Here is a 7,973-nt window from a genome sequence, read left to right as displayed (position 1 = left end):
CCGTGCCACCCCCGCCCCGCCAATGTAAAGCTCGCCCACCGCACCGAACGGCACCGGCGCGCCATAGCCATCCAGCAGGTACACCCGCGTGTTGGCAATTGGGCGCCCGACGTGCGGCATCTCGGGCCAACATGACGGATCAGCTGCAAGGTGGTGCTCGGAAATGACGCTGATTTCCGTCGACCCATATTGATTAATCAATCTCGCGTGGGGGTGTGCTTCGAAGAACGCCCTCAGCAGTGGAGTGGCCTGCAATCGTTCGCCGGCTGTGTAAAGCTCTTTCAAGGAAGGCAGCTGCACGCGCTGCGCGTTCCAGACTTCCGCAAAATGGTTCAATGCGACGAATGGAAGAAAAAGTCGCTCGATCGCCTCCCGCTCCACAAATTCCAGCAAGTCGGAGAAGTGCCTCCGGGTCTCTTCCCGCAGGAGCACAAGCACTCCGCCGTCCTTCCAACAGATGAACAATTCCTGGCAGGACACATCGAAATTCAGGGTCGCGAATTGAAGTGTGCGCAGTTTTGACGTGCTAATCCCCGCCAGCGAATTCACAAGCGCGCCGTGGGACATTTCCACGCCCTTTGGGATTCCGGTTGATCCGGAGGTATAGATGACATAGGCAAGATGGCGCGATGTGAGGCCAAGTGTGCCGCGGTCCGGGTTCGAAGGCGGCCGCTCGGCCCAGGCCGGGGTCGCCCTCTCCAGATCGACCACGGTCACATCAGCCACGGCCTCGGCGCCCAGTGCGGTTCGACCGGCGACATCGCACAGCAGCAGTTTCGGTTTTGCGTCGTCAACGATCTGCCGCAGCCGCGCTAACGGATAAGCCGGATCCAGCGGCAGATAGGCGCCACCGGCCTTCAGGATCGCCAAGACAGCAACCACCATCGCTAGGCTGCGTTCCACGCAGATCGCCACCGGCTGTTCAGGCTTGACTCCGAGCTCGATCAGGTGATGCGCCAGCCGGTTGGCCCGCGCATTCAGCTCGCCATAGCTCAGTCTCTCCTTATCATGGACCACCGCCACCGCTTCCGGTGCCTGTTGCACCTGCGCCTCGAATAGCTCGTGGATGCATCGTTCAAACGAACAGGGCGCCACCGTCCGATTCAAAGCCTCAAGTAGATAGGTGCGTTCGTCGGTTGGCAGAATGTCGATTCCGCCGACAGACTGCCCCACATTGGCTATCACGCCGCCTAACAAGGCTCGCAAATGCTGCGTCATGCGGTCGATCTGCTTCGGCGCCAATCGAGCGGCATCAAAATGCCAGCGGAAGCTCCCATCCAGAGCGCGAACCTCAAACGTCAGCAAATCGCCGCACAAGGCTTGGCCGGTTTTCTGGCTCGTCGTCAGATCGTCAGCAACGGAACCGCTCTCTGTCGTGATTGCAATGCCAATCGGCCAAGGCTGGCGCGACCGCAACGCCTCCAGGCCTCTTAACGTCGGGCAGCGCGCGATAAGATCCCGCGTAAAGCTAGCGTGCGTCCTCAGCTGAGCAACTTCGGCCGCTACGGCTTTGCGCACTTCTTCAAAATCATGAGCAAGCTCAATGCAAACATCCATCGGCACGACGGAGGCGATCACCATCTGGGCGAGTTTGGAGCCAGTTTGCAATCCATCCCATGCAGGCTTCCATCCCAGTTGCAGTTGTTTCTCTCCCGTGATCCGAGCGAGATAGATCAGCCAAGCCGTTACCAAATACTCCGAGCGATCTTGTGCGGATAGTTTGTCCAAGGTGCTCAGGCTGGACCACGAACTCGACTGCCATCGCGAAGGCGCTGCAGCCACGAACGATGACAGGAAAGGAAAATGTAATCTTCTGAACTGCCCGAGCCGCTGCCGCCAAAACGTCTCCAGAGGCACCAAGAATTCACGTGCGGCAATTATCCTCTGCACCTGTTCATCGCTCGCGATAGGAAGGCGACTACCTTTCTCCACATTGAAGCGTCTGGCCAGGGCTCGCGCGTCCAGCATCTGCACCTCGGGTTCGCCAAAGCAAACCTCTACATCCTCTGTACCCGTCGCTACACGCCAATGCTCGGCATCGACTTCAACCAGGGACCCAGCCGGAAGGCCCGAGCTCCGAGACAATATCTCCAGGTGCCTGACTGCGACGGCCTGATCGCCTAGGACAACCTTGGGCAGACACATTGGATTCGGATCAGACCACCCAATGTCTAGGGCCCGTGTCACCGCCGACAAGTCCTGCGCAGATCGATCCCATCGCAAACAGAATCCCGAATTTGCCCATCGCTGTCTCGGAACAGAACTTCTGTCCACTAGCGGCTGCGGACAGGCCGGAAGTTTCCCGCTCTCAAGGCCGGTTAAGAGTTCGTGAAAGCCCTCGATCGCGGCATCATGACATTTGAGGTTCAGGGTCAGCGCCGAATCTGTGGGTGCAACCAGCACTTGGCGCTGAACCACGACGTCACCGAGATCAACGCCATGATCGATCCGGCGCCACTTAATGGAATATTTGGTCTTCTGCGCCAGGAGCGCGCAGGACGTCGCGTGCGTCGCCGTGCATCGTGGCAATGGGCCGTCCTGGTATTTGAAAGCACCTCGACGCACTCGCCCAAACACGTCCTGCGGCAATGTGAATGGATGCGCAATTGAGAAGATCCAATCCACCGGCTCAGCCTTTAAAAAGGATGAGAGCTCTTCAATACTTTCCATGCACCGAATGTTCGCACCAATCGCCCACTGAGCAAATATGGAGTCGCCACACAGCGCCGCACCAATGACGTGGTCCATCGCCACAGCCAACTGAGCGCAGCGGATGGCGGGCGTGCCGCTGCCAACAAACACGCTGGAGAAGGTTGATGGCGTGGCAGAATGTCTATCCCGATCGCGTGGATCGTAGGCGATCGCGCGCCCGAGAGAAGATCGAAGCACCATCTTCACACTTTCAGCAGTTCAGCCATCATGCTCGCCTGTCCTATCCAGGCGCGGCACCAAGAAAAATCGCTCTCACTGGTTCGGATCTGTTCAGGGCTTAACCTGGCCTGCATTGATGCGACGAAACCTCGCCCCCAGATCCCTCAATCTCCCTGCCAAGCTCCCGCATCACAGTCGCACGCAGTGTCGCAGCTGCCACTCGAAGCGGGCCTAAGTTTCTGGTGAGCCCTCTCATTGAACGACTTCTCCTCTATGCCCTTTAGAGGATTACGCATGTATCGTGCCAAAGGTGAAGTCGACCGCAATCAATGCGATAGCAATAGCGGTGCTATGTCAGCTGTCCCACAGCGTTGCCCGACGTCGTACAATTGAGTGCGCCATCATTCAGCGTAGGCCTCGGGGCTCTCGCCACGTGTTGCGCAGTAAGAAGTTTGGACCTGGAATGCCGAAGTGATTGATCAGCTCGGCCGAACGATACTTGGGCCGCGGCTCAGCCGAGACGGTGGCGATGATTTTTTCTGAGATCCGCGCTGTGCGGTGGAAGGCAGTGCTGGATTGCCATCGAATGCTTCCGGCAATTAGCGGTTCATATGAGAGTGACGTGTCTTCGCATCGCTCAATACGTGGATCCTGCCGGGTCGTCGAGCTTGTGGCGCTCGGTTCCGTTAAGGGGTGGGTTAAAGATGCTAACGAGGATCAGGTCCTTATCCCGTCCCCCGCGCAGGAAATGCTTGTCATGCTTGTCAAGCACATACATGTCACCCTTGCGAATGGGAAAGACATTGCCGTCCATATCCTCGACCTCGCCCTCTCCCGCGATGCAGTAGCAGGCCTCGAGATGATTCCGGTATTGCAGAAGCGAAACGGTGTTAGCGCGCACCACGGTGTGGCAGATGCTAAAGCCCATCCCGTCCTTATCCGTCAAAAGGCGGTGGCTAGTACCATTGCCCCAATCTACGAAGTGATTGGTCGCTTCAACGTCGTGCAGGCTACGGACAATCATAGCGTTCGATTTCCTGATGCAGGTTAAAGTGAACATCGCGAAAGCTGGAGGCGGTTGTTCTGACCTGCAAGCGCAGCTTCCGCGCGGTCCTCCAGCGGAAAGGCATGGTATGATCATCTGTGCGTTGCAGGCAGGCAAGAACCTGCCAATTTGATTCGCCACTCCCCCGTGCCGGCTAGCGAAATATCCCCTCTGATCCAACTCGGTCCATGCACTCCTGTTATTGCGTGGGACACGGCGGAACTCCGTCGGAACAACCTCTCGGCGATCGTCGAGAACAAATGCACTGGTCTTGCGGATTCGGCTACGCCTAACACGCTTGCCGTTCTCCGCGTGGGACTGGATAAAACAATCGGCGTGAGGGTATTGCGCAGGCGCGGCAGGGGCCGGCGCGTACTATTTTGATGCTCCCTGGTTTGCCCGGGTATCGTCGCTTACGTCCGTACCGCCCAGAATGCTGTTGACGGTTTTTGCCGACCACCCGAAGTGTTTCCGATCGCAGTTTTGGCAAGCTCTTTTCCTTCCTTTGCGGTGCCTCGCGGCACGAACAGAGCTCCGGAGCCTCTCAGCTCATAGGGCAAATCCCATGCCGCGGCCGCAGACAGATAAAGGACAACTTTTCCGGTGTTTCAGCCGCCTAGCGAGTGGAAGGATTCGGTCGGGTGGTGTAGCATCTCTGACAAACTGCCAAGAGATATGGCTGAATGCGAGCAAGCCCGCGAACCACCACCGGTCGGACAGTGCGGCTTGTTAATCCCGCGCTGTTGGTAGGCATTTGATACGATTGCCTCAGACGTTCGGCAGACGTAACGCCCTTTCCTGTCGAGCTGATGATCGTCCTTGCTCATCGCCAGGAGCGCATCATTCGTGATGCTGTGCATCGATGCCAGGTCAACCGCTCTCGAGCGTCCTTCGGAGAATTGTCTCGGCCATCTATTACTTCCCCTTCCTCCAGCGTCGCTTGGGTCTCACGCAAGTCCGCCCCCACCCACGCAGCCGTCCTGGGCGCCAAGCCGCAGCTCGCGGCGTCAACGATTGTCAGCGCGGCATAGCAGCTGTCAGATGTCCGCAGCGGGAAGAATGGGTCCTTTGCCGAAGGGGCGGCTAATGATCGACAGCGCGTCCGGCGTGGCGAAGATGGGGTTCGCGCGCGTAGCCGGCACGCTCTTTCAAGACCTTATTCTCGACTGGTGTTGCTCGCGAGGATACAGGCACCGCAATACTGAGAAGCGCGGCCAGACGCTTGACGGTCAGCACCGGCGAATGCGACAGAACATGAAGTGCGCGCAGACTGGCTGAGCCGTGGCAAAACTTCCGCCGCTTCCGCCATAGTCGCCAAGTGCAGACAAAGCGTCGCGGGTTTTCAGGAGCTCATCTGTGGTGAGGGCGATCGCACTCCGCCATGAATCAGGCCGCTTCACGCCATTCGAGGCTCTGCTGAGCTGCCTTGAGCGGTTACAAAAAGCTGTCTTGCGGGCTTCAATGTACGGCGACAGGTAAACGGCACCATTTCCTTCGGCGGCGATCATCAATGGCAAAAGCAGGCGGCCAACGCGGCCGAACAATCGGTGTACGCGCTGCGCGATCCGCTCAAAGTGGCATCAACGTAGTTCGAAGTTCGCAGCAGCCGCTGAACGTGCTCTTAGCGCGCTAGAACAATCCCGAAGGACGGGAGCGACAGACAACACGTGACCACTAAGCATTATCGAGTCAACACCGTGGAGAGAATCTAAGGCGGTTCTCGGGTTTTGGAACGGTGCATATGGCCCGCACAGAGCCGAATCAGAATGAATGCAACTCTCTTCAAGTCCGGCGCCATGTGAGGCTTCGCGAACCTTGCTGACGTTGTCCTTGCCCTCCTTCATTGAGGTCCCAATGTTTGCTACCACAATCGCTGACCGATGTCGAAAGCGGTCGCCTTTCGCGCAAGATCGTCATAGGCAATTTCTCCACTGCAGCCGGACTGCACTACAGCATGCTCGAGTCGGAGAAGCCGAACAGCCTTCCTCACACTGTAATGTCTGTCACTCGAGAAGTATCCTAGTCCATCTGGAAACAGTTCTCGACCGAGATATAGCCCATACGCATTTCTTTCAGCCGCTGCACTCGTAACTTAACCCCGAGCTTCAGAAGGAGCCGCTCGGAGTAGCTTGGTAAAAAACTCGATGATTTCGCATTCCAGAAGACGGGAGCTGATCCGATAGGATTGGGGGCCAAAGGGGCCGCCGAAATTGTTGCCTGAAACAGTCATGAAACGACACAACGATTTGTAGCTGAATCCTTTAGCGAAGGGATAACCAAGGAAGGATTCGTTCGCTGCCTTCATAGTCTCAAATAGATCATCAATACGTCTTTCGTGTTGTTGATCAACCATCAAGAGTCCCTGCGAACATTTCAAGCGATCACGCTTTTGGTTGGCGTAACATGGGGAAGAACGGTGGAGAACCGCCGACTTGGACTTCCGTCAAAACACTCCAACCTTGTTGAGCATAAAGTCGCATCGCGTGCGGACTGGTCGCCTCCAAGTGCACAGGTCTCTGCGCGGCATCTGAGATCTCGGTTGCGTGCCGAAGAAGATGTCGTGCGAGCCCTGATCGCTGATGTATGGGATCAATGGCTACCATGGTCACGTACCAATGCGGCTGATGCGGATTGTACTTACCGAAAGTTTCGAAAACTCTTTCGGTTTCGGAACGCCGGTGCGCAGGAACGCTTTTCAGAAGGAATTCCATCATGCTGGTGTTGTCGCGCTTTTCGCCAGCTGTGTCCCATAAGATCGCCCCCTTGTCGCCGTCGTTAAGGTATGCGCCGCTCGAATATGGACTGCCGCAGTAATGCTTAATAAATCCGTTAAAATGCTGCAGGTACTCCCGCGGTTCAGGATACAGCCACCTCAACAAAGGACACATCGTAAATGCGGTTGTTAGGATCGCAAGGACTCTAGAGTGGTCCTGAAGATCGATAGTCTTGATCGATAGTGCATCCCCATTGGTGGATTGCATAGTGCCTCCTTGCGCTGCCAGTGCCGAAATCGTGGCCCTACCGATCTAGCGCTTTGAATGCACCGACCGCGTCGCCAAAAAACTGCGGTAGCAAAAGCCAGGCCAACGAATTGTGCGGCTCGTCTTGCTTCTTGGAGTGGAATGTCTTCTTCGCGACAGGACGAGACGCGGTTGCCGTTGGGAAGCTAGCGCTTGCGAAAGCGCTAGCCCGGGCTGGCTGATGCGCAACAGCCACCCGGGAATCGCCTGCCGTGAGATTTTCGGCACGAATATGGGCCGAGCGTTCCTGTGGGCCGCGAAGGCTCGGAGAGAGTCGTAAGGATCGCCGGCTTCGGCGGCTGTTCTGCCCGGCCAGCGATCCGCCCAGCTCAACAGGATCATCCTGCGGCGCGGCTTCCTCGCCTCACCGGGAGTTAGCGGCTTCCGGGCGGCAGGAGAGCGAAGGATCGTTTAAAGCCGTAAATATCCGTACCGGGTTGAGTGAGATGGTTCACTCTTTAGACGCTCGGCATTTACCCCGCGAGGACCCCGCAGCAAATTGCAGATGCTGTGATGTTTCTCAGCTCGAGCTTGGCTGACCACATCCATGGTCAAACCATCCTCGTCGATGGCGGATAGACATTGGGTGTCTCCACTCAACCCTAGCCGCAGGCCATAAAATCGAATGCCTTCAACCTAGCTTTACCAAGCATGAGGAGGTGGCGAAGCCACACATCGTGATCGCCAGGTCGCAGCAACAGCGCGGCGGCATCGCGTATGACTGACCATATGCCTAGGCCGAAGGTTTCCACCTTGAAGTCGTCTCGACGGGGGCACGGCGCCGTTGGATGTTGCGAAAAGCAGCGGATCGTCCCTGAGAGCTATGACGGTCGACGTCTGGTGTTGGCGATGGGGCGACGTAAGCGGCTGCGTCTGAAACTCGACGAAACGATGAGCGATTCCACACGCTGGCCTAGGCTATGCGACCTTACTCGGGCCTAGGCCGACCGGATCGTTTCTGGAGGCACGTAAATTGCTGGATAACGAGCAGGAGCTCGCGCAAGGAACGCAAACCGCAGCGACTATCTCGGAGTTCG

At 57.2% G+C, this 7,973-nt stretch carries 5 protein-coding genes; 2 read left to right on the top strand and 3 right to left on the bottom strand.

The window, feature by feature from the left end; all coding sequences use genetic code 11:
• On the bottom strand, window positions 1-1,968 hold a 1,968-nt coding region (locus tag XF30_RS11860; protein ID WP_244608930.1), incomplete at its 3' end, for an AMP-binding protein.
• Window positions 1,969-2,328: 360 nt separating this feature from the next.
• Here XF30_RS11860 and XF30_RS38860 point away from each other — a divergent pair.
• A complete protein-coding gene (locus XF30_RS38860; protein WP_146207681.1) occupies window positions 2,329-2,610 on the top strand; it encodes a hypothetical protein in 282 nt (93 codons plus the stop codon).
• A gap of 898 nt (window positions 2,611-3,508) precedes the next feature.
• Here XF30_RS38860 and XF30_RS11850 read toward each other — a convergent pair.
• Complete coding sequence (locus tag XF30_RS11850; protein WP_109145678.1) at window positions 3,509-3,895, bottom strand: ectoine synthase; 387 nt, start codon at window positions 3,893-3,895, stop codon at window positions 3,509-3,511.
• A gap of 2,402 nt (window positions 3,896-6,297) precedes the next feature.
• Window positions 6,298-6,897, bottom strand: a complete 600-nt coding sequence (locus XF30_RS11840) for a GNAT family N-acetyltransferase (RefSeq protein WP_109142800.1) — start codon at window positions 6,895-6,897, stop codon at window positions 6,298-6,300.
• Window positions 6,898-7,407: 510 nt separating this feature from the next.
• Here XF30_RS11840 and XF30_RS11835 point away from each other — a divergent pair.
• A complete protein-coding gene (locus XF30_RS11835; RefSeq protein ID WP_349644201.1) occupies window positions 7,408-7,515 on the top strand; it encodes an SDR family oxidoreductase in 108 nt (35 codons plus the stop codon).
• Window positions 7,516-7,973: the final 458 nt, after the last annotated feature.

The organism is Bradyrhizobium sp. SUTN9-2, assembly GCF_003122645.1.
GTDB classification, from domain to species: Bacteria; Pseudomonadota; Alphaproteobacteria; order Rhizobiales; family Xanthobacteraceae; genus Bradyrhizobium; species Bradyrhizobium yuanmingense.
Note: the sequence above shows the minus strand (reverse complement) of the source record. Positions and strands in the feature narration are given on the sequence as shown.

Bases quoted from the DNA above. Each gene is read 5' to 3' on its own strand.
- XF30_RS11850 (WP_109145678.1), bottom strand. From the start codon at position 3,895: ATGATTGTCCGTAGCCTGCACGACGTTGAAGCGACCAATCACTTCGTA.
- XF30_RS11840 (WP_109142800.1), bottom strand. From the start codon at position 6,897: ATGCAATCCACCAATGGGGATGCACTATCGATCAAGACTATCGATCTT.